1 rRNA gene is annotated in these 1,227 nt (G+C 52.6%); it reads left to right on the top strand.

Annotated elements, in window-relative coordinates:
- Positions 1 to 59: 59 nt before the first annotated feature.
- A 23S ribosomal RNA gene (locus tag URZ40_RS23110) occupies positions 60 to 1,227 on the top strand; the annotation flags it as partial.

Below are 1,227 nucleotides of genomic sequence, written 5' to 3'. Positions count from 1 at the left end.
ATGTGTGTTCGAGTCTCTCAAATTTTCGCAATCAGAAGTGAAACATCTTCGGGTTGTGAGGTTAAGCGACTAAGCGTACACGGTGGATGCCCTGGCAGTCAGAGGCGATGAAGGACGTGCTAATCTGCGAAAAGCGCCGGCGAGGTGATATGAACCTTTGACCCGGCGATGTCCGAATGGGGAAACCCAGTGTGATTCGTCACACTATCGTTAACTGAATACATAGGTTAACGAGGCGAACCGGGGGAACTGAAACATCTAAGTACCCCGAGGAAAAGAAATCAACCGAGATTCCCCCAGTAGCGGCGAGCGAACGGGGAGCAGCCCGGAGTCTGAATCAGCTTGTGTGTTAGTGGAAGCGTCTGGAAAGTCGCAGGGTACAGGGTGATACTCCCGTACACGAAAATGCACAGGCTGTGAACTCGAAGAGTAGGGCGGGACACGTGGTATCCTGTCTGAATATGGGGGGACCATCCTCCAAGGCTAAATACTCCTGACTGACCGATAGTGAACCAGTACCGTGAGGGAAAGGCGAAAAGAACCCCGGCGAGGGGAGTGAAAAAGAACCTGAAACCGTGTACGTACAAGCAGTGGGAGCACCTTCGTGGTGTGACTGCGTACCTTTTGTATAATGGGTCAGCGACTTATATTCTGTAGCAAGGTTAACCGTATAGGGGAGCCGAAGGGAAACCGAGTCTTAACTGGGCGTTAAGTTGCAGGGTATAGACCCGAAACCCGGTGATCTAGCCATGGGCAGGTTGAAGGTTGGGTAACACTAACTGGAGGACCGAACCGACTAATGTTGAAAAATTAGCGGATGACCTGTGGCTGGGGGTGAAAGGCCAATCAAACCGGGAGATAGCTGGTTCTCCCCGAAAGCTATTTAGGTAGCGCCTCGTGAACTCATCTTCGGGGGTAGAGCACTGTTTCGGCTAGGGGGCCATCCCGGCTTACCAACCCGATGCAAACTACGAATACCGAAGAATGTTATCACGGGAGACACACGGCGGGTGCTAACGTCCGTCGTGAAGAGGGAAACAACCCAGACCGCCAGCTAAGGTCCCAAAGTCATGGTTAAGTGGGAAACGATGTGGGAAGGCACAGACAGCCAGGATGTTGGCTTAGAAGCAGCCATCATTTAAAGAAAGCGTAATAGCTCACTGGTCGAGTCGGCCTGCGCGGAAGATGTAACGGGGCTAAACCATGCACCGAAGCTGCGGCAGCGAC

This window comes from Enterobacter sp. 296B2, from assembly GCF_034106185.1.
In the GTDB taxonomy this organism is placed as follows: Bacteria; Pseudomonadota; Gammaproteobacteria; order Enterobacterales; family Enterobacteriaceae; genus Enterobacter; species Enterobacter cloacae_N.
Note: the sequence above shows the minus strand (reverse complement) of the source record. Positions and strands in the feature narration are given on the sequence as shown.